Raw genomic sequence first — 22,203 nt, forward strand, 5'->3', positions numbered from 1 at the left:
GGGGGTATACGCCGCCCTGCCCTCACTCATAGGCATGCCCCGCGGCCAGCCCTTCGCGCACTTGATGGGCGATCTTCAGAAACTGAGGCGTTTCGCGTACCTCAAGCGGCCGGTCGGCACCCAGATCGCAATCGATCACCTCGTGGATGCGGCCCGGCCGGGGGCTCATCACCACGATCTTGGTGGAGAGGTACACCGCCTCGGGGATGGAGTGCGTGACGAAGACGATGGTCTTGTGCGTCGCCGCCCACAGCTTCAAGAGCTGGACGTTCAGGTGATCGCGGACAATTTCGTCCAAAGCGCCGAACGGCTCGTCCATCAGCAGCATGTCCGGCTGCACGGCCAAGGCGCGGGCAATCGAGGCGCGCTGCTGCATGCCGCCCGACAATTGCCAGGGAAACTTCTTCTCGAAACCGGCCAGATCCACCAGTTCGAGATTTTCGCTAACGCGCCTGTCGCGCTCGGCCCTGTCGAGGCCCATCACTTCGAGCGGCAAGCCGACATTGTCGGCGATGGATCGCCACGGAAACAAAGCGGCGGCCTGAAACACATAGCCATAGGCGCGCTTCAGCCGCGCCTCGTGCGGCGTCAATCCGTTGACCGTGATCGTCCCGCCGGTCGGGTGTTCAAGATCGGCGATGACGCGCAGCAGCGTGGTCTTGCCGCAGCCCGAGGGGCCGATCAGCGAGACGAATTCGCCCTTTTCGATATCGAGCGAGATGTCCGACAGCGCATGCACCGGCCCGTCATTGGTCTCAAAGACGAGATCGAGGCTGTCGGCGGAGATGACCGTTTCGGATTGCGGGGATGGCGAAAGCATCGGAGCCGGTCAGACCCCGCTTGCCGGAATGCCGGTGCGCTCGATCTTGCGCGGGGCGGTCAGTTCCTTCCAGGTCGACAGCGCGGTGTTGACCGGGTTGTTCGGCGGACGCTCGACGAACTGGCCATGGCCCTCCTCGGTGCGCACCTCGCCATCGTGGACGGCCACCTTGCCGCGGGTGAGCGTGAAGCGCGGCAGGCCCTTCACATGCTTGCCCTCGAAGACGTTGTAGTCGATCGCCGACTGCTGGCTGTCGGCGGAGATGGTCTTTTCCTTGTTGGGGTCCCAGACGACGATGTCGGCGTCCGCACCCTCGAGGATCGCGCCTTTCCTGGGATAGGCGTTCAAAATCTTGGCGATGTTGGTCGAGGTGACGGCGACGAATTCGTTCATCGTCAGCCGGCCGGTGTTGACGCCATGGGTCCACAGCATCGGCATCCGGTCCTCGAGCCCGCCCGTCCCGTTCGGAATCTGCGTGAAATCGCCGACGCCGTTGCGCTTCTGCTCGGTGGTGAAGGCGCAATGGTCGGTGGCAACGACCGACAGCGAGCCCGACGACAGCCCGTTCCAAAGCGAATCCTGGTGTTGCTTGTTGCGGAAGGGCGGGCTCATGACGCGCCGCGCCGCATGGTCCCAGTCCTTGTCGAAATATTCGCTCTCATCGAGCGTCAGATGCTGGATCAGCGGTTCGCCATAGACGCGCTTGCCGGCCATCCGGGCCCGGCGGATCGCCTCGTGCGCGTCCTCGCAGGAGGTGTGGACGATGTAGACCGGCACGCCCGCCATGTCGGCGATCATGATCGCGCGATTGGTGGCTTCCCCTTCCACCTGCGGCGGCCGCGAATAGGCGTGGCCTTCGGGGCCATCATTGCCCTCGGCGAGCAGCTTCGCCTGCAGATCGGCGACGACATCGCCGTTTTCGGCGTGCACCAGGGGCAGCGCGCCGAGTTCCGCGCAGCGGCGGAACGAAGCGAACATCTCGTCGTCGTTCACCATCAGCGCGCCCTTGTAGGCCATGAAGTGCTTGAAGGTGTTGATGCCGCGCCTGGTGATGTCCTCCATCTCGTTGAACACCTGTTCGCCCCACCAGGTGATCGCCATGTGGAACGAGTAGTCGCAATTGGCGCGCGTCGACTTGTTGTCCCAGCGCTGCAGCGCCTCCAGCAGCGACTGTTCGGGATTGGGCAGGCAGAAATCGACCACCATCGTCGTGCCGCCGGCGAGCGCGGCGCGTGTGCCGCTCTCGAAATCGTCCGACGAATAGGTGCCCATGAACGGCATTTCGAGATGCACATGCGGGTCGATGCCGCCGGGCATCACATAGCAGCCGGTCGCATCCAGTTCCTCGCCGCCCGACAGGTTCTGCCCGATCCCGGCGATCACGCCGTTCTCGACCTTCACATCGGCCTTGTAGGTCCGGTCGGCGGTGACGATGGTGCCGTTCTTGATGATGGTGGTCATATGGGTTCACTCCTGGCTTGGCGCGAGGGCATAGAGATTTAGATGGGTGGCGAGCGCGATGTCGATCTCGCGCATCTGGTTCGGTTCAACTTCACCGATCACGCGGCGCGTTTCCAGTTGCGGGATCGTGACGATCTTTTCGGTCTGAACCCAGCTTTTGCGCTTCAAACCGTTTCTCGTGGTCGGCTCTATCGGGACGCGCAGCGCAGAACCCTCTGACGGCTCCGACGTGACCAAACAAAGCGTCAAACTGTCGAAATGGTCTGTGCTCGCATCCGATTGGATGACCACGGCAGGTCGAACCTTATTGTATGCGCGTGAAGCAACCATCAGGACAATCGTACCGCGCTTTACCATTCGTAGTTTGGTTCATCATCGAGCATGTCGTCCAGAAGCGCATCGAGGAGCTCCAGCGTTCCGTCGCGTTCATCAGCCGCGCGGATGATTTCGCCTTCGCGCTTCCATTCCTCCTCGGTCAAACTCAACCGATGAGCGGTGACAGTTTCATACTTGCGTTCTTTCGGGTCCATGTCCGGCTCCTCGGCGAACAGCCTATCACGCGCAAAAGGTGGCGACGATGGCGCCGTTCTTGATGATGGTGGTGGTCATCCGTACCCCCTCAATTGTTTATTCGGTGAGCCATGGCGGCCACGTTCACCCCACAATCTCCGCCTTTTCCATCACCGCGTGGAACAGGACGTCGGCGCCGGCCTTGGCCCATTCCTTGGTGATGTCCTCGGCCTCATTGTGCGACAGCCCGTCGACGCAGGGGCACATGACCATTGCCGTCGGCGCGACGCGGTTGATCCAGCAGGCATCGTGTCCGGCCCCCGAAATGATGTCCATGTGCGAATAACCGAGCCGCTCGGCCGCTTCGCGGATCATCCGCACACATTCCTCATCGAACGCCGGCGGGTCGAACTGGCCGACGATCTCCGCTTCGAACGCGACGCCGATATGCTCGCAGAGCTTGGGCGCCTGGGCCATCAGCCGCTCGACCATCGCGTTCAGCGTGTCGAGTTCATGGCTCCGAAAATCGACCGTGAACACCACCTTGCCCGGAATGATGTTGCGCGAATTGGGATACACATCGACATGGCCGATCGCACCGACCGCGTTGGGCGCGTTCGACATGGCGATGTCATGGACCAGCTCGGTGATCTGCGCGAGACCCCTACCCGCATTCTTGCGCATCGGCATCGGCGTCGAGCCGGTGTGGCTTTCCTTGCCGGTCACCGTGCACTCGATCCACCTCAGGCCCTGTCCGTGCGTGACAACGCCGATGTCCTTGCCTTCGGCCTCGAGGATCGGCCCCTGCTCGATATGCAGCTCGAAAAACGCATGCATCTTGCGGTCGCCGACTTTCTCCTCGCCCTTCCAGCCGATCCGTTCCAACTCGTCGCCGAATTTCTTGCCCTCGGCGTCGGTGTGTCCGTAGACATCGGCCTGGTCGAGCACGCCGGCAAACACGCCAGATGCCATCATCGCCGGTGCGAAGCGCGTGCCTTCCTCGTTGGTCCAGTTGGTGACGACGATCGGGTGTTTGGTCGTGATGTCGAGATCGTTCATCGTGCGGACGATCTCGAGCCCGGCCAGAACGCCCAGGACGCCATCATAGCGCCCGCCCGTCGGCTGGGTGTCCAGGTGCGATCCCACATAGACCGGCAGCGCGTCGGGGTCGGTGCCCTCGCGCCGCATGAACATGGTGCCCATCTGATCGACACCCATCGTCAGGCCGGCATCCTCGCACCATTTCTGAAACAGGCGGCGGCCTTCGGCGTCCTCGTCGGTCACGGTCTGGCGGTTGGAGCCGCCCGCAATGCCCGGACCGATCTCGGCCATGGCGTGGATCGAATCCCACAGCCGGTCGCCATTGATTCGAAGGTTCTCGCCGGGTGCTGCGGGCATGTCGCGCTCCTGTCCTCTTTTTATGCCGGGAAGGTGAACACCGCGCCGTCCTTGATCCCTTCGGGCCAGCGCTGGGTGATCGTCTTCAGGCGCGTATAGAAGCGCACGCCTTCGGGCCCGTAGATCGAATGGTCGCCGAACAGCGACCGCTTCCAGCCGCCGAACGAATGATAGGCCACCGGCACCGGGATCGGCACATTGACGCCGACCATGCCGACCTCGATCCGGTCGCAGAAGTCGCGTGCCGTGTCGCCGTCGCGGGTGAAGATCGCGGTGCCGTTGCCATATTCGTGGGCGTCGATCATCGCGGTCGCCTCGTCATAGGTCTTGGCGCGCACGACCGACAGCACCGGCCCGAAAATCTCTTCCTTGTAGATCGTCATGTCGGTGGTCACGCGGTCGAACAGCGTGCCGCCGACGAAATAGCCGTCCTCGTAACCCTGCAGCGAGAAGCCGCGCCCGTCGACGACCAGATCGGCGCCTTCCTCGACGCCCTTGTCGATATAGCCGAGCACACGCTCCTGCGCGTCCTTGGTCACCAGCGGCCCCATGTCCGCGTCCGCGTCGGTCGACGGGCCGATCTTCAGGCTTTCGACGCGCGGCTTGAGGCGCTCGACCAGCGCGTCGGCGGTCTTTTCGCCCACCGGAACGGCAACCGAGATCGCCATGCAGCGCTCGCCGGCAGACCCGTAGCCGGCGCCCATCAGCGCGTCGGCCGCCTTGTCCATGTCCGCGTCCGGCATCACCACCATGTGGTTCTTGGCGCCCCCCAGCGCCTGAACCCTTTTGCCGGCCGCGGTCCCCCGCGAATAGACATACTGCGCGATCGGCGTCGAGCCGACGAACGAGACCGCCTTGATGTCCGGGTGATCGAGGATCGCATCGACGACGACCTTGTCGCCATGGACGACATTGAGCACACCGTCCGGGAAGCCGGCCTCGCGAAACAGGTCATAGACCAGCATCGGCGCCGACGGATCGCGCTCTGACGGCTTGAGGATGAAGGTGTTGCCGCAGGCGACCGCCACCGGATACATCCAGAGCGGCACCATGGCCGGAAAATTGAACGGCGTGATGCCGGCACAGACGCCAAGCGGCTGCCGGTCCGAGAATGTATCGACGGACGGGCCGACATTGCGGGAGAATTCGCCTTTCAGAAGATGCGGGATGCCGCAGGCGAACTCGACGACTTCGATGCCGCGCGCCACTTCGCCCAGCGCATCGTCATGGGTCTTGCCGTGCTCGCGCGAGATCGCACGCGCGATGTCGGCGGCCCGGGCGTCGAGCAGTTCCTTGAACTTGAACATGAAACGCGCCCGCTTGAGCGGCGGCATCGCGGCCCAGCCGGGCAGCGCGGCCTTGGCCGCTTGAACCGCCGCATCCAGTTCGTCGACCGTCGACAGCGGCAGTTCGGCGACCGGCTCGCCGGTTGCGGGATTGAAGACGGGCTGGCGCCGCGTCGATGCCGAAGGCGCCGGCGCGCCACCGATCGCGTTGTGAATGATCTCGTTGGCAGCGCTCATGGGTCACCTTGGCAGACTTGGAAAATTCTTGACTAACTGGTCAAATTTGGACGCTATGGGAGCGATTGACCATGGTCAAGACGGTATTTAAATTGATCAAAAACATCAACTTTTAATCATTGCAGGGGCGGAAATTGGCTCAAAGCGCAGCAAGGTCCAATGGCGGCAAGCAGAGCCGTATCCAGACCGAAAACCGTGCCCTGATCATGCAGGCCGCCCTCGATGTCTTTTCGACCGACGGCTATCGCGGCGCCACCGTCGACCGCATCGCCGAGCGTGCCGGCATGTCCAAGACCAACCTGCTCTATTACTACCCCTCCAAGGAGGAGATCTACCGTTCGGCCATCGAGCAGACGGTCGAAGCCTGGCTCGATCCGTTCGATGCGATCGATCCGGACGGCGACCCGATCGAGGAACTGCGCCGCTACATCACCGTCAAACTGAAGATGTCGGACCAGAACCCGGAAGCATCACGGCTGTTCGCCAATGAGGTCCAGCGCGGTGCGCCGCTCGTCGGCGAATTCCTGTCGACACGGCTCAAGGCGCTGGTCGACGAAAAGGTCGCCGTCATCCGCACCTGGATCGACCAGGGCCGGCTCGCGCCGGTCGACCCCTACCACCTGATCTTCACCATCTGGGCGACGACCCAGCACTATGCCGATTTCGAGGTGCAGGTTCAGGCGATCCTGGGCAAGCAGGCCAAAAAGCCCGGCTTCAGCGAGCAGGTCGCCCATGCGGTGCTGTCGATCCTGCTGAACGGGATCAGGCCGCGGTAGGTGGCGGGCGCCCCGCCTCCCCCTTGAGGGGAGGCACGCGAAACCGAGCTTGCGCTGGTTGAGCGGGTGGGGGTGACAGTCAAAGGCCGCAGCTGACATAGACCCCCACCCGGCTCTGCCTCGCTTGGCTCGGCACTCGCCGACCTCCCCTCAAGGGGGAGGTTGGAACGCCGTCAGAAAAACGCCTGCAATCCGGTCTGCGCGCGGCCAAGGATCAGCGCGTGCACGTCGTGCGTGCCTTCATAGGTGTTGACGGTTTCAAGGTTGGCCATGTGGCGGAACACCTGGAACTCCTCGGAGATGCCGTTGCCGCCATGCATGTCGCGCGCCATGCGCGCCACATCGAGCGCCTTGCCGCAATTGTTGCGCTTGACCAGTGAGATCATCTCCGGCGCCGCCTCGCCCTCGTCCATCAGCCGGCCGACCCGCAGCGAGCCCTGAAGGCCCAGCGCGATCTCGGTCTGCATGTCGGCAAGCTTCTTCTGGAAGAGCTGCGTCTGCGCCAGCGGCTTTCCGAACTGTTTCCGGTCGAGCCCGTATTGCCGTGCCGCGTGCCAGCAGAATTCGGCGGCGCCCATCACGCCCCAGGAAATGCCGAAACGCGCCCGGTTGAGGCAGCCGAACGGGCCTTTCAGCCCTTCGACATGCGGCAGCAGCGCATCCTCGCCCACCTCGACATTGTCCATGACGATCTCACCGGTGATCGAGGCGCGCAGGGACAGCTTGCCGCCGATCTTGGGCGCCGACAGCCCTTTCAGCCCCTTTTCGAGCACGAAGCCGCGGATCTTGCCGCCATGGGCTTCCGATTTCGCCCAGACCACGAACACGTCGGCGATCGGCGCGTTGGAGATCCACATTTTCGAACCCGACAGCGCATAGCCATCGGCGGTCTTTCTGGCGACGGTCTTCATCCCGCCCGGATCGGAGCCGGCGTCCGGCTCGGTCAGGCCGAAACAACCGATCCATTCGCCCGAAGCCAGCTTGGGCAGATATTTCGTCCGCTGCTCCTCCGAGCCGTAGGCGTGGATCGGATACATGACGAGCGAGGATTGCACGCTCATCATCGACCGGTAGCCTGAATCCACCCGCTCGATCTCGCGGGCGACAAGCCCGTAGGAGACATAGCCCGCGCCGACACCGCCATACTCTTCCGGGATTGTCACGCCCAGAAGCCCCATCTCACCCATCTCGGCGAAGATCGACGGATCGGTCGTCTCCTCGCGATAGGCGTCGATCACGCGCGGCTGCAGCCGGTCGGCGGCATAGGAGCGCGCCGCATCGCGGATCATCCGCTCATCGTCGGTCAGTTGGTCCTCGAGCCGGAACGCATCTTCCCAGTCGAACGGTGAAAGGTCGGGTTTGGCGGGCTGGAGCATCGGCGGAACCCCGTGGTTTTGGCGATTTGCCTCCACCTAGACCCGCCGCACCCGACCGCGCAATACCCCTCCCACATGGATGGCACACCGGCCATGCATGGCGCGGCAGGTTCACACGAACCGGTTGACGATGTTCTCGAGCCGCTCCTGCCTGCCCGAACGCGGTTGGGGGTCGATCGGCCGGTCCCGCACGCATTCTTCGCAATGTTCGAGCGTGGCGTGATTCAACAGCGCCCGGGAGTCGTCCGTATCCCAGCCCGAATACCGCTCGGCGCGCAGCCGTTCCAGTTCGCCATCTTCCAGCATGGCGGCAGCCGCCTTGAGCCCGCGCGCGCACACATCCATGCCGCCCACATGCGCCGCGATCAGGTCTTCGGGATCGAGCGACTGGCGGCGGAGTTTCGCGTCGAAATTCGTGCCGCCCGTGGTGAAACCGCCCGCCTTGAGAATTTCGTAATAGGCCAGCGTCACCTCCGGCCCGTTGTTCGGAAACTGATCGGTGTCCCAGCCGGACTGGTAGTCGTTCCGGTTCATGTCGATCGAACCGAAAATGCCGAGCGCCGTGGCAAGCGCAATCTCGTGCTCGAAGGAATGGCCCGCCAGGATCGCGTGTCCCTGCTCGATATTGACCTTGATCTCGTCTTCCAGCCCGTGGCGCTTCAGGAAACCGAAGACCGTCGCGACGTCATAATCGTACTGGTGCTTGGTCGGCTCCTGCGGCTTGGGCTCGATCAGGATCGTGCCCTCAAAACCGATCTTGTGCTTGTACTCGACCACCATGTTCATGAATCGGCCCAGTTGCCGGTCCTCGCGGGCCAGATCGGTGTTGAGCAGCGTTTCGTAGCCCTCGCGGCCGCCCCAAAGCACATAGTTGGCGCCGCCCAGCTTGTGCGTCGCATCCATGCAGGTCTTCACCGTCGCGCCGGCGAAGGCATAAACGTCGGGGTCGGGGTTGGTGGCCGCACCGGCCATGTAGCGCCGGTGCGAGAAGAGGTTGGCCGTGCCCCAGAGCAGCTTTGTGCCGACCGCCTCCATCTTGGCGCCAATATAATCGACCATCTCCTCAAGGTTGGCCGTATTGCCGGCAAACCCGTCGCCCTCGGGGCGGATATCGGCATCGTGGAAACAGAAGAACGGCTGGCCGAGGATCGCAAACATCTCGAAGGCCACGTCGGCTTTCAGCTTGGCCAACTCCATCGTGTCGCCGAACCATGGCCGCTCGAATGTCTGGCCTCCGAACGGATCGCCGCCCGGCCAGGCAAACGAATGCCACCAGGCGACCGCGAACCGCAAATGGTCTTCCAGCCGTTTGCCCATCACCACTTCGTCCGCATTGTAGTGGCGGTAAGCCAGCGGGTTGGCGCTGTCCGGTCCCTCATACCGGATCGGCTCGATACCTTTGAAAAAGTCGGTCATCACAGCATCCTCGTCTGGGCATAAGCGGTCTGGTATCGGGCATGCGCGTCGGCGAACGCGTCGGCGAGCGCAGTGTCGGGATCGATCGTCTTGGCAATCGGCGGCGGCTTCAGCCCTGACGGATCGAGATCGCCCGCCGCCATCATCGCAAGCCGCGCGGCGCCAAACGCGCCGCCGAAATCGCCGGCGACCGGCACGTCGACGGACGTTTGCAGCGATGTGGCCAGTGCCTTGAGCCAATAGTCGGATTTGGCTCCGCCGCCGACGGCGAGCAGCCGGTCGAACCGGGTGCCCGTCGCAGCCAGCGCATCGCGGCAGTCGCACACCGCATGGACGACCCCTTCGAGCACGGCGCGGGTGACCGCGTCGCGGTCGCTGGCATGTTCGAGGCCGAGAAGCGCGCCGCGCACGGCGGCGTCGTTGTGCGGTGTGCGCTCGCCGCCCAGATAGGGCAGGAACAGCGTCCGGCCCGGCGCGGCGAGATCGCCGAGCGCGCCGGTCAGCGCGGCGGGATCATCGCCCACAAGCAACGCATACCAGTTGAGCGCGTCGGTCGCGGACAGGATAACGCCCATCTGGTGCCAGGTGCGCGGCAGGGCGTGGCAAAATGTGTGCACCGCCGTCTCGGGCGCCGGCGCATAGGCATCGCATGCCGCAAACAGCACGCCCGACGTGCCCAGCGACACGAACGCTTCGCCCGCCTCGGTAACGCCGGCGCCGATCGCCGACGCGGCATTGTCGCCGCCGCCGCCTGCGACGACACAGTCTCCAGACAAGCCCCACCGGTCCATGATCTCGGCGCGCAGCTTGCCCGTCACATCGCTTCCGTCGACCAGTGCCGGCATGTGGATCATGCCCAAACCCGTCTTGGCCAGAAGGCTTTTCGACCAGACGCGCTTGCCCGTGTCGAGCCACGCCGTTCCGGCCGAATCCGACTTGTCGGAATGATAGCCGCCCGTCAGCCAAAGGCGCAGATAGTCCTTCGGCAGCAGCACCTTGGCAATGCGTTCGAAAATGTCGGGTTCATTGTCGCGCACCCAGGCGACCTTGGGCGCGGTGAATCCGGGAAAGACGATGTTGCCCGTCACCGCGCGGAACTCGGGATCGGCATCCATCGCCGCCGCCTGTTCGTGGCTGCGCGTGTCGTTCCACAGCATGCAGGGCCGCAAGACGGCATCGGACGCGTCCAGCAGCGTCGCCCCGTGCATCTGGCCCGAAAGGCCGATCGCCCGCACGGCGGACAGGTCGTGCGCCTTGGCAAGTTGATCGAGAACGCTTTCGGCTGCAGCCAGCCAGTCGCTCGGCGCCTGCTCCGACCAGCCCGGATGGGGGCGCGACACGGTCAGCGCCTCATGCGCCTCGCCGACGACCGACTGGCGCTCGTCGATGACCAGCCCCTTGAGGCCGGACGTGCCCAGGTCGAGACCGATATACATCACGCTGCCATTTGCGGCTTTTTGCCGGCGATGATCATCGCCAGAATGTCATCGACCGAGACCGAGTCCACATCGACGACGCCGACCAGTTCGCCATTCTTCATCACTGCCGCCCGGTCGCACAGTTCCTTGACCTGGTGCACATCGTGATCGATCAGGAAGATGCCCAGACCCTGTCGCTTCAACTCGTCGATCAGGTCGGCGACCATGCGCGTTTCCTGCGGCCCGAGCGCGGCGGTCGGCTCGTCCATGATCAGGATCCTGGCGTTGAAATAGACCGCGCGCGCGATCGCCACCGACTGGCGCTGGCCGCCCGAAAGCGCCGAGACCGGCGCGGAGAACTTCTGGAAGTTCGGATTGAGCCGGCCCATGATCTGACGGGTTTCGGCCTCCATGCGCGCATCGTCGACAAGCCCCACCGGCGTTGTCAGCTCGCGGCCCAGAAACAGGTTCGAGGCAGCGTCCAGATTGTCGGCAAGCGCCAGCGTCTGGTAGATGGTCTCGATGTTGTAGCGCCGCGCATCGCGCGGATTGTTGATCGCCGCCTTGTCGCCATTGATGAAGATCTCGCCCGCATCCATCCGGTAGGCGCCCGAAAGGCATTTGATCAGCGTCGACTTGCCGGCGCCATTGTGGCCGAGAAGCCCGACCACCTCGCCCGGAAACAGATCGACGGAGACGTGGTTGACAGCCTTGATGCCGCCGAAGGCGATCGAGATGTCGCGCATCTCCACAAGCGGCGTGCCGGAACGATCGATCGTGTCGGCCATGGTCAGTCTCCCGTCCGCTTGCGGTAGATCGTGTCGATCAGGACGGCGACGACGAGAACCGTGCCGACGACGATGTTCTGGAACGGCGCATCGACGCCGACCATCGCCATGCCCGATTGCAGCGACTGCATGATGAGCGCACCCAGGATCGCCCCGTAGATCGTGCCGACCCCGCCGGCCAGCGCCGTGCCGCCGATGACGGCGGCGGCGATGACGCGCAACTCGTCCAGCGTGCCGATGTCGTTGGAATGGAACGTCTGGCGCGAGGAGGCGACGACCGCGCTGATCGCGCACAAAATGCCCATCATGATGAACACTTTAACCGTCAAGAGGCGCGTGTTGATGCCCGACAGTTCAGCCGCGTCCGGATTGCCGCCGGTGGCAAAGATGTAACGGCCAAGCCGCGTGCGGTTGGCGATAATCGTCATCGTTACCGCGACCGCGATCAGCAAGAGCACCGAGATCGGCAGCCCGTATCCGGCGGTGAAGCCCTCCGGCAGCACCTCGCCGCGCGCCTCGAACATGCGCTCCAGCCGGCGTTCCGGGATCTGGTAGGCATTGAGGATGGCGATGAAGCCGAGGATCGCGGCGGTCACGAGCGCGCCCAGCGCGATTTCCGCCCACAGCGGTTTGACCGGAAAATCGTGGCTGATCTTGTTGCGCCGCGACTGCCAGATCGCATAGAGCGCCGCCGCTGCGCAGATCAGTCCGAAGACCCAGCTCCAGGTTTCGCCCAGCGTGCCGCCAATGCCGCCGAAGAGCTGGAAATTGCCGTCGAGCGGGCCGATCGTCTGCCCGTTGGTCAGATACCAGGCGACGTTGCGCCAGACAAGAAGCCCGCCCAGCGTGACGATGAAGGCCGGAATGCCCAGATAGCCGATCAGCCAGCCGTGGAAGGCGCCGATGACGATCCCGGTTCCGAGCCCGACGACGATCGCGGCCGGCGCCGTCAGCGGGTGGTTGAGGCCGAGCCCCAGCCATTCCGGCGTCACCAGCGTCTGGGTCATCGCCATCATCGCCGAACAGGTCGCCAGCAGCGAGCCGACCGACAGGTCGATGTGCCGCGTGACGATGACGAACACCATGCCGGTCGCCATGATGCCGACGGAGACGGTCTGGATGGTCAGGTTGAAGATGTTGCGCGGCGTCAGAAACCGCCCGTCGGTCAGGAAATGGAACACCAGGCACAGCGCGATGAATGCGCCGATCATGCCCAGAAGACGGGTGTCGATCTCAAGCGTCCGCGCAAGATTGCGCATGCCGGGCGCGGCTTTCGGCAGGGCGGGGCTGTCGCTCACGGCCTAACTCCGGAAATGAGGGCGCCCTCCCCCGCGCATCGGCGCGCGGGAGAGAGCGGGTGTCAGGCTGCGATCAGTTGCAGGGAGCGGGACCGCCGGTCACGCCCTGACAGAGCGTTTCCTGGTCGATCCAGCCCGCATCGACGACCACCGTCAGATTGTCGGCGGTGACCGGAACCGGCTCGAGGAACCGGGCGGTCATCTCGGTGCCGGCGGGCGATGTCCACGCCGCCGCGCCCTCGATGTCGCCCATCGCGGTGCCGTTGGCCATGGCAACGGCGATCTCGCCGGCCGCGCGGCCCAGATCGCGCGCATCCTTCCAGACCGATACCGTCTGGGTACCGAGCGCGACGCGGTTCAGCGCCGCATGGTCGCCGTCCTGGCCGGAGACGGGAATGCCCTCCATGCCCTGTGCGGTGAGCGCGGCAACGACGCCGCCGGCGGTTCCGTCATTGGAGGCGACGACCGCATCGACATTGTTGTCGTTGGCAGTCAGGATCTGCTCCATGTTGCGCTGGGCGTTGGCCGGAAGCCAGCCGTCCGTATAGGCCTCGCCGACAATGGTGATGTCACCGGCATCGATGGCTTCCTGCAGCACCTCCTGCTGGCCGCCGCGCAGGAAGTCGGCGTTCGGGTCCTGCGCCGAGCCCTTGATCATGACATAGTTGCCGGTGGGCTGCGCGGCGAAAACGGCGCGCGCCTGCATCCGCCCGACCTCGATATTGTCGAAGGTCAGGTAGAAAGCGCGCGCATCCTCGATCAGCCGGTCATAGCCGACCACGGGAATCCCTTCGTCGGCAGCCGCCTGCACGGCGGGCCCGATCGCCTGGGCGTCCTGAGCCAGGATGATCAGCGCATCGACGCCCTGCGCAATCAGGCTTTCAATGTCCGACAATTGCTTGGCGGACGATGACTGGGCGTCCGCCGACACATATTCGGCGCCCGCCTCCTCAAGCGCGGCCTTGATCGCCGCTTCGTCCGTTTTCCAGCGTTCTTCCTGGAAATTCGACCAGCTCACGCCGACGGTAACGCTGTCCTGGGCCAGGGCGGTTGAAGACAGTCCCACAGCCAAGGCGGCCGCAAGCACGATTGCTTTACGCATGATGATTTCCTCCCGTATGTGCGCCTCCTCCGGCGCGGCGACCGTAAGGCCGTACGACACCATCGCATATTAAATTCAATTGTCAAAATTAATTTGACGCCTTTCGCTGAAAAAGACTACCCTCGGCTTGGGAGGAAGCGCCGACATGGCGTGTTTCAACGCGATCCCGGTCGCCGGAACGCCATTATTTATGTCGGCGCCTGAAGAAAATGGCCGTTGACGTCCTTTTGCGCAGGGATTTGCCAAATCTCGCACCGACCGGATGCGGCCCGCTGACGCCGCCCCTGTCCAGTTCGATCAAGCCGTTGCGCCAGCAGGTCTTCGAGGCAATCCGTGCGGCCGGCTCGATCGCCCGCGTCGATGTGGCCCGCAAGGTCGGCATAAGCCCGGGCTCGGTCACCGCAATCACGTCCGAGCTGATCGACACCGGCCTGATCCGCGAGACCGGCTCGCCGCAACGCGACGCCGAAAGCGGACGCGGACGGCCACCCGTGGCGCTCAGCGTGCGGCCCGGGGCCCGCTTTGTCGCCGGCATCAAACTGTCCTCGCCCAGCCATTCCGCGGTGATCGTCGACTTTGCCGGCAACCGGATCGGTGAGGCCAGCGCGCCCCGCGCCCATGCGCGTCATTCGACCGCCGACATCCTCACCGAAACCGCCGACATGCTCGACGCGGCGCTCCGGGCCGCCCGCCTCGGTCGAGACGACCTGGCCGCCGTCGGCCTTGGCGTGCCCGGCTTCGTCGACGCCGACCGCGGCCGCATCCAATGGTCGCCCATCATGGCCGACACCGATGTGCCGCTGGCCGAAATGGTGGCCGAGCGGATCGGCAAGCCGGTTTCTGTCGACAATGACGCCAACCTCTTGACCATGGCCGAACTCTGGTTCGGCGCCGGACGCGCCCTGCCCGACTTTGCCGTCGTCACCATCGAGCACGGCGTCGGCATGGGGCTGGTCGTCAATCACGAGATCTATCGCGGCGCCGGCGGCATGGGCATGGAGCTTGGCCACACCAAGGTGCATCTGGACGGCGCGCTGTGCCGCTGCGGCCAGCGCGGCTGCCTTGAAGCCTATGTCGCCGACTATGCGCTGGTGCGCGAGGCATCGACCGCGCTCAACTGGACCAGCGCCGAGCGCGAACCGCAGATCATCCTCGAAAGCCTGTTCAGCCACGCCAAGGCCGGCAACGCCGCCGCGCGCTCGATCTTCCATCGCGCCGGGCGCTTCCTCGCGCTGGGGCTCGCCAATGTCGTCACCCTGTTCGATCCCGGTCTGATCATCCTTTCGGGCGCGCGCATGCGCTACGACTATCTTTATGCGCGCGACGTGCTCGCCGAGATGACCAGTCTCTCGCCGGCGACACACGCCAAGGGCCCGCGCGTGGAAACCCACGCCTGGGGTGACATGATCTGGGCGCAGGGCGCGGCCGCGCTGGCGCTCGCCGCCGTGACGGACGATCTTCTCGGCGCGCAGGCAACCGGAAAATGAGGCGGGCGATCCTCCTCATCGCCTTGCTCGCCCATGCCGCGCCGGCGCACGCCAATGGCGATCATCCGGTCTTTGTCGACCGCTCCGCCGATCTGCCGGTCCAGCACATCTATGCGGGCGGATGGGAGCACTTCGTCGGCGGCGGCGTGGCGGTCTTCGACTGCAATGGCGATGCCAGACCCGACGCCTATGCTGCAGGCGGCGAAAACCCGGCACGGCTTTTCGTCAACGTCAGCGAAGCGCCGGGCGCACCGGTCCGGTTCGAACGCGGCGCCGGCCTGCCGGAACTCACCGGCGTTACCGGCGCCTACCCGCTCGACATCGACAGCGACGGCCATATGGACCTGGTCGTCCTGCGGGTCGGCCCGAACGTGATCCTGAAGGGCGGAGCAGATTGCCGCTTCACCGATGCAACCGCTCAATGGGCCCTGGCGCCGGGCAATGGCTGGTCGACGTCCTTTTCCGCCACATGGGAAGACGGGCAGCACTGGCCGACCCTGGCCGTCGGCAATTATGTCGACCGTGCCGATCCCGAAGGCCCGTTCGAAGCGTGCGATGCCAACGAACTGCACCGGCCGGCCGGCCGCCGCTTTGCTCCGCCGATCCGCATCGAGCCCGGCTTTTGTGCGCTGTCCATGCTGATTTCCGACGAACGGCGCCTGGGCAGGCCCTTTCTGCGCATCTCCAACGATCGCCATTACTATGTCCGCGGCGGATCGGAGCAGAAGCTCGATCTCGAGACGTTGCGCTTCCTCGATGAAACCGACGGTTGGCCGAACGTGTCCTTGTGGGGCATGGGGATCGCCGCGCGCGACCTGACCGGCGACGGCCGCGCCGAAGTGATGTCCACGTCGATGGGCGACCAGCTCCTGCAGATCGCAACCGACACGGGCTATGAAGCAGCACCCTTCGAGATGGGCTCCTACGCGCACCGCCCGTTCATCGGCGACGACGGACGCCCGTCGACGGGGTGGCATGCCGAATTCGGCGATGTCGACAATGACGGCCGCGACGATCTGTTCATCGCCAAGGGCAATGTCGACCAGATGCCCTCCAATGCGATCGAAGACCCCAACAATCTGCTGGTCCGGCAACCGGACGGCTCGTTTGCCGAAACCGCCCATCTGGCCGGCGTCGCCACGACCGACCGCGCTCGCGGCGCCGCGCTCGCCGACCTGAACGCCGACGGGAAACTGGACCTGATCGTCGTCAACCGCCGCGCGCCGCTGGAGGTGCATGAAAACGCAACGCCCCACGCGGGCAATTGGCTGATGGTCGATGTCCGCCAATCGGGCAGCAATATCAACGCGGTGGGCGCAATCGTTGAATCGCGGATCGATGGCCGCATTCACACGCGCGAGATCACCATCGGCGGCGGCCATGCCGGCGGATCGGCCCTGCCTCAGCATTTCGGCCTCGGCGACGCCGAGACGGCGGAGATCCGCGTGATCTGGCCGGATGGAACGATGACCGAATGGCGAACGCTCGCCGCCGGCCGCATCTGGACCATCACGCGCGACGATTGAGCAACGTTCCGCTCAATCTCGCTGGCGTTCGACCTCCAGCCCGCTCGGCACAGCGTCGGGAATGCCGAACCGGCCCTTGGCGGCGGCTTGGTCCGTCAGCGTTCCGAGGAACGCCACGAGCGCGGCAATGTCCGCATCCGCCAGCGGCACCGGTTCGATCTCCACCGCCTCGGCAATCGCCGTCCGCTCGTCGGCATCGTTCAGAACGGCGAAATCGTCGGCGCCTTGCAGCGTGGCAAGCACGGCCTGACCGGGATCATAGGCGGCAAGGCCTGCCGCCGGATCGACATGATGGCGCAAAAACGCGTCCAGTTCTCCAAAAGCCCCGGCATGGCCGTAGGGCGCCGTCAGAGCGACGTTGCGCAGGCTTGGTGTCCGGAACTTGTAGGCGTCGGCGGGGTCGCCCGTCACCCGCATCCGGCCAATGTCGCGCGCATGGGCCTCGAACCGTTCGGCCTTGCCCGGCCCGATCTGCGGCTGCCCCATGGCGTGAAACCCGTGATCGGTCAGGAACGGGCCGGCATGGCACGTCGCGCAGCCCGCTTCGCCATAAAACAGGTCCAATCCCTTGGCCGCAGCGCCGGTCGGTTCCGCCTCACCGCGCAGCACCGCATCGAACGGCGCCTTGTCGGAACGCCACTCGAACGCAATGAAGGCGGCGATGGCGTTCGAGATATCCGTGAATGCGATGGCCCGGCCCGCCCCGATCTCCGGATAGACCGTCTCGAACTGGGTCCGGTACGCATCGATCGCCGCCACGCGCTGCGAAATCCGGTCCCAGGCGCCGCCCTCGCCGGTGATCCGCCCCATGCGGACGGCCAGCGACACCTCGTTCTCGCTGTAGTGGCCGGCCATCTCGTCCTGCGACAGGACGGGGAACATGGTCTGTGCGGACAGGATGTTGGCGAAACCGGCGGTCATCTCGTCTTCGAGCGGCGTGCGCAGGCCGGACGGCCGGCTCTCATCCACCTCGATCCGGCCATCGTGGAACAGCACGGAAAATTCGGCCGCGCCCAAGTTGAACAGCGCCGGCGCGTTGCGCGGAATGCGCTGTTCGGGCGGATTGTCGGGGTCGACGCGCCGGTCCGGTCCAAGCCCGATGCCGCCCTCTCCCAAGGCCAGCGACACGCCGTCGCCGGTGCCGAAATCGGGATGATGGCACGTCGCGCAGGAGATGTTGCGGTTGCCCGAAAGGACCGGATCCCAGAACAATTGCCAGCCAAGCCGCGCCTCGGCCTCGTCGACCGGCGCGAACATGTCGTCGGTGACAGGCGGCGGCAGGTCGGCGGCAGCGGCGGTCCCGAGCGGCATGCACAGCATCAACATCAACAGCGAGCGGCGCATCCGTTCCTCCCGATCATGCGCTGGCAGACTGCCGATTGCCATCGCGATTTGCAATCGCCGCGACAGCCGTCGCCAAGCAAAGCCGATTTGGCGGTTGACTATGACAGCGCCCCGATGGAGGAACCGGCATGCGGTGCGGCCTTTCGGGACCTCGATGAGATGAACACCTATTCCAACACGCCCTGGGACGCCCTTGAGATAGGCATGGAGGCGTCCGCCAAGCGCCTCTGCCGCGCCGAGGATTTTCTCGTCTACGCGTCCTCTTCGGGCAATCACAATCCGGTTCACCTGCCCAAGGGAGACCATGACGGCGACGGCAAGGCCGATGAGCCGATCGCTCCCTCCATGTGGGTGGCTTCGCTGATATCGGCGGTGCTCGGCAACCAGTTGCCCGGCCCGGGAACGCTCTACAAAGGCCAGAATTTGCGCTTTCTGGGCCGCGCCCATGCCGGCGACGAACTGACGGTGACGATCCGGCTGGCCGAGAAGAAACCCGAACTCCTGGCAGTCTTCGCGACAACGGTGACCAAGGCGGACGGCGCGCCGATCGTCGAGGGCGAGGCGACGGTCATCGCGCCGAAGACGAAACTGAGTTTCGCCGCCGACGACCTGCCCGGCCTGACCGTGCAGCGGCACGTCCATTTCGACAGGCTGCTTGAGCTGGCCGAACCGCTGCCCGCTCTGCCCACCGCCGTTGTCTGCCCGGACGATCCCAAGTCGCTTGGCGGCGCGCTGCTGGCCGCCGAACACACTCTGATCGTGCCGATCCTCGTCGGCGACGAGAAGAAGATCCGCGAAACGGGCGTCGAAATGGGCGTCGATCTGCACCCGTTCGAGATCATCGACGCGCCGACCGATTCGGTCGCGGCGGCCCGTGCCGTCCAGCTCGTCCACGAGGGCCGTGCCGGCGCTGTCATGAAGGGCCATCTGCACACGGACGACCTTCTGCGCGCCATCGTCAAATCCGACGGCGGCCTGCGAACAAGGCGGCGCCTCAGCCACGTCTTCTGCATGGATGTGCCCGGCCTCGATCATCTGCTGATGATCACCGATGCGGCCATCAACATCGCGCCGGAACTGCATGAGAAGGTCGACATCATCCAGAACGCGATCGATCTGGGCCGCGCGCTGGGCGTCGAAGTGCCAAAGGTCGCCGTCCTGTCGGCGGTCGAAACGGTCAATCCCAAGCTGCCATCGACCATCGAGGCGGCCGCGCTCGCCAAGATGGCCGACCGTGGCCAGATCCGGGGCGGAATCGTCGACGGTCCGCTCGCCATGGACAATGCGGTGGACGAGGATGCGGCGCGCACCAAGGGCATCCGCTCGCTGGTCGCCGGCCACGCCGACATTCTGATGGCGCCGAACCTGGAATCGGCCAACATGATCGCCAAGCAGCTGACGTTTCTGGCCCATGCCGAGGCGGGCGGCCTCGTGCTCGGCGCCAAGTGCCCGGTGATCCTGTCGAGCCGCGCCGATGACGACAAGGCGCGGCTTGCCTCCTGCGCGGTCGCCGCGCTCTACCACCAATGGCAACTGAACCAGTAGGCACACCATGTCGGACGCGGCGATCCTGACGCTCAATGCGGGCTCGTCCTCGGTCAAGTTCGCGGTCTATGCGCAGGGCGATGGACCGGCGCTCCGCGCATCGGGACAAGTGGAGAATCTGTCGCCCACCCAGCAGACAAGGCTGATCGTCGAACGCGGTGGGGACAAGCAGGTTGTCGATATCGAGGCCAACGACCATGCCGGCGCGCTTTCCGCCATTCTCGGTCGGGCGGACGTCCTGTTCGGTGGTTCGACCGTTGCCGGCGTCGGCCACCGTGTCGTCCACGGCGGCACTGACTTTGTCGCCCCCACTGAACTGACGCCGGAGGTCATCGGCAAGCTGCGCACGCTCGAGCCGCTCGCCCCCCTGCACCAGCCGCACAATCTCGACTGCGTCGAGGCGGCCATCGCCGCCTTTCCGGACGCCGTCCAGATCGCCTGTTTCGACACGGCGTTACATCGCACCCATCCGTTCGTCAACGACACGTTCGCCCTGCCCCGCAAATGGTTCGACGAAGGCGTCCGGCGATATGGCTTCCACGGCCTGTCCTATGAGTACATCGCCTCGGAAATCGCTCGCACCGAGCCGGACCTTGCGAGCGGACGCGTCGTGATCGCCCATCTTGGCAATGGCGCCTCCATGTGCGCGGTGCGCGACGGCCTAAGCGTCGGATCGACCATGGGCTTCACCGCGCTCGACGGTCTGCCCATGGGCACGCGCTGCGGCCAGATCGATCCGGGCGTGCTGCTCTACATGATGCAGCATCACGGCATGGACGCCGATCAGATCGCCAACCTTCTCTATCGGGAAAGCGGTCTCAAGGGCCTGTCCGGCCTGACGCATGACATGCGCACGCTGGAACAAAGCGACGATCCGCACGCCCGCGAGGCGATCGACTATTTCGTCTTCCGCATCCGCCGTGAACTGGGCGGCATGAGCGCGGTGCTCGGCGGGCTCGACGCGCTGATCTTCACCGGCGGCATCGGCGAGAACTCGGCACGCATCAGGCGCGAGGTCTGCGCGGGTATGGAATGGCTCGGCATCGCGGTCGACGAGGACAATAACGCCGACAACGCCCGCGACATCGGCACCGGCCGGGTCCGCGTCATGGTGGTTCCGACTAATGAGGAACTGGTGATGGCCCGCGCCGTCGGCGCCGCGCTGTCAGGCGCTCACTGAACCGAGCGGAACCATTCGACAATCGCGCGGCGCTCTTCCTCTTCCATCCACGATACGTTCGCCGGCGGCATGGCGTGCGTGACGCCCGACTGGATGTAGATGTCGCGCGCATGCGCGGCGATCTGCGCATGCGTTTCGAGCCGCACGCCGTTGGGCGGGAAGACGATGCCGTCCCAGAATGGCTCGGTGGCATGGCACATCGAGCAGCGTCCCTGCACGATCGATGCGACCTCCTCAAAGCCCTCGGTCGCCATGATCCGCTCCTGATAGGGCGTGGCCCTGGCGTCCTCTGGGTTGGCCGGATCGTCCGAAAAGAGCGGCCAGGTCGAAATCGCCATGATGAGAACGAACAGGATCGCCGTCGCCAGCCACGTCCAGGTCGGGTTGCCGGCGCGCGCATGACGCGTGTTGAAATAGTGCCGGATCGTCACGCCCATCAGGAACACCAGCGCCGCGATCAGCCAGTTGTATTCGCTCGCAAACGCCAGCGGATAATGGATCGACAGCATGAAGAAGATCACCGGCAGGGTGAGGTAGTTGTTGTGCGTCGAGCGCAGCTTGGCGATCTTGCCGTATTTGGCGTCGGGTGTGCGGCCGGCCTTGAGATCCGCGACGACGATTTTCTGGTTGGGAATGATGATCAGGAACACGTTCGCCGTCATGATCGTGGCGGTGAAGGCGCCAAGGTGCAAAAGCGCCGCCCGTCCCGAAAACACCTGCGTGTAGCCCCAGGCCATGACCACGAGCAGCACGAAAAGGAGCAGCATCAGGACGGTCGGCGTCTCGCCGAGCGGCGACTTGCAGAGCTGGTCGTAGACGATCCAGCCGAACGCCAGCGACGCCAGCGAGATGGCGATGGCGAACGGGATCGAAATGTCGGCAACGTTCGGATCGACCAGATAGAGATCGGCGCCCAGATAATAGACGAGGACGAGCATGGCGAAGCCCGAAAGCCAGGTGGCGTAGCTCTCCCATTTGAACCAGGTCAAATGCTCGGGCATCGCCTCGGGCGCGACGAGATATTTCTGGATGTGGTAGAAGCCGCCGCCATGGACCTGCCATTCCTCGCCATCGGCCGGGCCTTCGATATCCCGGTTCAGACCCAGGTCGAGCGCGATGAAATAGAAGGACGAGCCGATCCAGGCGATGGCCGTGATGACATGCAGCCAGCGCACGGCGAACTCGGCCCATTCCATGAAGACGGCGAGATCATACATCGGTTCGGCCCTTCGCCC

19 protein-coding genes are annotated in these 22,203 nt (G+C 64.8%); 5 read left to right on the plus strand and 14 right to left on the minus strand.

The features are described 5' to 3' along the window. Window positions 1-22 precede the first annotated feature (22 nt). From ACOQOU_RS03140 to ACOQOU_RS03165, 6 genes are all read right to left on the minus strand, one after another. Complete coding sequence (locus ACOQOU_RS03140) at window positions 23-820, minus strand: ABC transporter ATP-binding protein (RefSeq protein ID WP_306026426.1); 798 nt, start codon at window positions 818-820, stop codon at window positions 23-25. A gap of 9 nt (window positions 821-829) precedes the next feature. Then, window positions 830-2,281 (minus strand): dihydropyrimidinase, encoded by a 1,452-nt coding sequence (hydA, locus tag ACOQOU_RS03145; protein ID WP_306026427.1) that lies wholly within the window; start codon window positions 2,279-2,281, stop codon window positions 830-832. 6 nt (window positions 2,282-2,287) lie between these two features. Next, window positions 2,288-2,638, minus strand: coding sequence for a type II toxin-antitoxin system PemK/MazF family toxin (locus tag ACOQOU_RS03150; RefSeq protein ID WP_109768432.1), 351 nt, complete (start codon window positions 2,636-2,638; stop codon window positions 2,288-2,290). Continuing rightward, entirely contained in the window at window positions 2,632-2,811 is a 180-nt protein-coding gene (locus tag ACOQOU_RS03155; protein ID WP_120222791.1) for a hypothetical protein, read from the minus strand. Before ACOQOU_RS03155 ends, ACOQOU_RS03150 begins: the two co-directional genes overlap by 7 nt. A 124-nt stretch (window positions 2,812-2,935) precedes the next feature. Then, on the minus strand, window positions 2,936-4,189 hold the full coding sequence (locus ACOQOU_RS03160) for a Zn-dependent hydrolase (protein WP_109768433.1): 1,254 nt from the start codon (window positions 4,187-4,189) through the stop codon (window positions 2,936-2,938). Between the two features lie 20 nt (window positions 4,190-4,209). Continuing rightward, window positions 4,210-5,712: a CoA-acylating methylmalonate-semialdehyde dehydrogenase gene (locus ACOQOU_RS03165; RefSeq protein ID WP_306026428.1), complete on the minus strand. Its 1,503-nt coding sequence runs from the start codon at window positions 5,710-5,712 to the stop codon at window positions 4,210-4,212. 134 nt (window positions 5,713-5,846) lie between these two features. On the opposite strand from ACOQOU_RS03165, the gene ACOQOU_RS03170 reads away from it, so the two are divergent. Continuing rightward, window positions 5,847-6,488, plus strand: coding sequence for a TetR family transcriptional regulator C-terminal domain-containing protein (locus tag ACOQOU_RS03170; protein WP_375565565.1), 642 nt, complete (start codon window positions 5,847-5,849; stop codon window positions 6,486-6,488). Between the two features lie 173 nt (window positions 6,489-6,661). Here ACOQOU_RS03170 and ACOQOU_RS03175 read toward each other — a convergent pair whose 3' ends face one another. From ACOQOU_RS03175 to xylF, 6 genes are all read right to left on the minus strand, one after another. Beyond that, the gene (locus tag ACOQOU_RS03175; RefSeq protein WP_306026429.1) at window positions 6,662-7,864 is read right to left on the minus strand and encodes an acyl-CoA dehydrogenase; all 1,203 of its coding nucleotides are present in this window, start codon (window positions 7,862-7,864) and stop codon (window positions 6,662-6,664) included. 111 nt (window positions 7,865-7,975) lie between these two features. After that, window positions 7,976-9,283 (minus strand): xylose isomerase, encoded by a 1,308-nt coding sequence (xylA, locus tag ACOQOU_RS03180; protein WP_306026430.1) that lies wholly within the window; start codon window positions 9,281-9,283, stop codon window positions 7,976-7,978. Then, window positions 9,280-10,716, minus strand: coding sequence for a xylulokinase (gene xylB / locus ACOQOU_RS03185; RefSeq protein WP_306026431.1), 1,437 nt, complete (start codon window positions 10,714-10,716; stop codon window positions 9,280-9,282). The genes xylA and xylB overlap by 4 nt, the downstream gene beginning before the upstream one ends. Next, complete coding sequence (locus ACOQOU_RS03190) at window positions 10,716-11,486, minus strand: ATP-binding cassette domain-containing protein (RefSeq protein WP_109768437.1); 771 nt, start codon at window positions 11,484-11,486, stop codon at window positions 10,716-10,718. The genes xylB and ACOQOU_RS03190 overlap by 1 nt, the downstream gene beginning before the upstream one ends. Window positions 11,487-11,488: 2 nt before the next feature. Next, window positions 11,489-12,784: a sugar ABC transporter permease gene (locus ACOQOU_RS03195; protein WP_196780424.1), complete on the minus strand. Its 1,296-nt coding sequence runs from the start codon at window positions 12,782-12,784 to the stop codon at window positions 11,489-11,491. 73 nt (window positions 12,785-12,857) lie between these two features. After that, on the minus strand, window positions 12,858-13,886 hold the full coding sequence (xylF, locus tag ACOQOU_RS03200; protein WP_109768475.1) for a D-xylose ABC transporter substrate-binding protein: 1,029 nt from the start codon (window positions 13,884-13,886) through the stop codon (window positions 12,858-12,860). Window positions 13,887-14,095: 209 nt separating this feature from the next. On the opposite strand from xylF, the gene ACOQOU_RS03205 reads away from it, so the two are divergent. Then, window positions 14,096-15,373 (plus strand): ROK family transcriptional regulator, encoded by a 1,278-nt coding sequence (locus ACOQOU_RS03205; RefSeq protein ID WP_306026432.1) that lies wholly within the window; start codon window positions 14,096-14,098, stop codon window positions 15,371-15,373. Next, window positions 15,370-16,899, plus strand: coding sequence for a CRTAC1 family protein (locus tag ACOQOU_RS03210; RefSeq protein WP_109768439.1), 1,530 nt, complete (start codon window positions 15,370-15,372; stop codon window positions 16,897-16,899). The genes ACOQOU_RS03205 and ACOQOU_RS03210 overlap by 4 nt, the downstream gene beginning before the upstream one ends. 12 nt (window positions 16,900-16,911) lie before the next feature. Here the strand turns inward: ACOQOU_RS03210 and ACOQOU_RS03215 are convergent, their stop codons facing one another. Further along, entirely contained in the window at window positions 16,912-18,243 is a 1,332-nt protein-coding gene (locus ACOQOU_RS03215; RefSeq protein WP_306026433.1) for a cytochrome-c peroxidase, read from the minus strand. A 159-nt stretch (window positions 18,244-18,402) separates the two neighbouring features. Here ACOQOU_RS03215 and ACOQOU_RS03220 point away from each other — a divergent pair, with 159 nt between their 5' ends. Both ACOQOU_RS03220 and ACOQOU_RS03225 read left to right on the plus strand, forming a co-directional pair. After that, entirely contained in the window at window positions 18,403-19,788 is a 1,386-nt protein-coding gene (locus tag ACOQOU_RS03220; protein ID WP_306026434.1) for a bifunctional enoyl-CoA hydratase/phosphate acetyltransferase, read from the plus strand. A gap of 7 nt (window positions 19,789-19,795) precedes the next feature. Further along, window positions 19,796-20,968 carry an acetate/propionate family kinase gene (locus ACOQOU_RS03225; protein ID WP_306026435.1) on the plus strand — a complete coding sequence of 391 codons (1,173 nt, stop codon included), beginning with the start codon at window positions 19,796-19,798 and terminating at the stop codon, window positions 20,966-20,968. On the opposite strand, the gene ACOQOU_RS03230 is transcribed toward ACOQOU_RS03225, so the two are convergent. Continuing rightward, a complete protein-coding gene (locus ACOQOU_RS03230) occupies window positions 20,962-22,185 on the minus strand; it encodes a urate hydroxylase PuuD (protein WP_306026436.1) in 1,224 nt (407 codons plus the stop codon). The genes ACOQOU_RS03225 and ACOQOU_RS03230 overlap by 7 nt on opposite strands. Window positions 22,186-22,203: the final 18 nt, after the last annotated feature.

This window comes from Oceaniradius stylonematis, assembly GCF_965223445.1.
Lineage (GTDB): Bacteria > Pseudomonadota > Alphaproteobacteria > Rhizobiales > Rhizobiaceae > Roseitalea > Roseitalea stylonematis.